We start from the raw sequence: 1203 nt of genomic DNA on the forward strand, positions 1-1203 counted from the left end.
CAGGGCGGGATCCCACTTTAAATTGAACTTTTACGGTTGGTCATGATCTGATCTGCCTTGCCCTTAATCCACAGATGACCATGACCCTTTTGAAACAACTAGAACAGATTACCGATCCCCGTAAGGACATCAATCTAAAGCATAATTTAGTGGATGTGGTGTTCCTGACACTCAGTGCTATCCTCAGCGGTGCGACTGGGTGGAAGTCCATTCAGGAATTCGGAGAAGAACAGCTAGATTGGCTCCGTCTGTACCGAAAATTTGAAAATGGCATCCCTAAAAGGCATTGTATCAGTAATATAATCAAAGCATTGGACAGCGAACTGCTCCTTCAAGCCATATTTGGCTGGATCAATGAGCAACGGCAAACGGAAGGGAAAACCGTTATCGCGCTGGATGGAAAAACCCTGCGCGGGGCGTGGAGTGAGGATGCTAAGAATGCACTCCATGTTGTCAGCGCATTTGATGTCGGCAACGGCATTACACTTTACCAAGACAGTTCACATTCTAAAGGGAAAGAAGCTGAAGTCGCCCGCAACATGATTGATGCTATGGCACTGGATAATGCCGTTCTGACGCTGGATGCACTGCATTGTCAGGTGTCTACCATGAACAAAATTAAACAGGGGAACGGTGATTTCATTATTCAGCTCAAGTCGAACCAGCCGGGATTATTTGAAGCAGTCAAAACCAGCTTCAGTAAAGCGTATGAGCAGCCAGAACTGGCTATATTTGAGCAGTTCAACATGGGTCATGGCCGCAGGGAGCGCCGAACAGTCATGCAGATAGAAGCAGAATTATCAGCGGAACTTAAGAAAAAGTGGCCGCACATCATCTCATTTATCGAAGTTGCCAGTGAACGGACAGTCGATGGAATAACATCATGTTCTTCACGCTGGTATGTCAGTTCCTTACCGCTCAATGCCGAAGAGGCCGCGAGGACTATTCGAGAGCATTGGGGGGTAGAAAATCAGCTCCATTGGGTGCTGGATGTGGTCTTCCGCGAAGATGCGCTGAAGGTAACGGATCCTGATGGCGCAAAGCATCTCGCCCTATTTAACCGAGCGGCTCTGAGTGCGATAAGGCAGCACCAAGGCAAAAAAGACAGTCTGGCAGGTAAGCGCCGCCGTGCTGGTTGGAGTCCTACATTTCGCTCAGAGTTGTTATTTGGTTAAGATATAAGCAAAGTGGAATCCCGCCCTG

1 protein-coding gene is annotated in these 1203 nt (G+C 48.1%); it reads left to right on the forward strand.

Going from position 1 to position 1203, the window contains the following annotated elements; all coding sequences use genetic code 11:
* Positions 1-80 precede the first annotated feature (80 nt).
* Positions 81-1175 (forward strand): ISAs1 family transposase, encoded by a 1095-nt coding sequence (locus CX650_RS18030; protein WP_101096626.1) that lies wholly within the window; start codon positions 81-83, stop codon positions 1173-1175.
* Positions 1176-1203 lie beyond the last annotated feature (28 nt).

The organism is Shewanella indica (genome assembly GCF_002836975.1).
Classification (GTDB): domain Bacteria; phylum Pseudomonadota; class Gammaproteobacteria; order Enterobacterales; family Shewanellaceae; genus Shewanella; species Shewanella indica.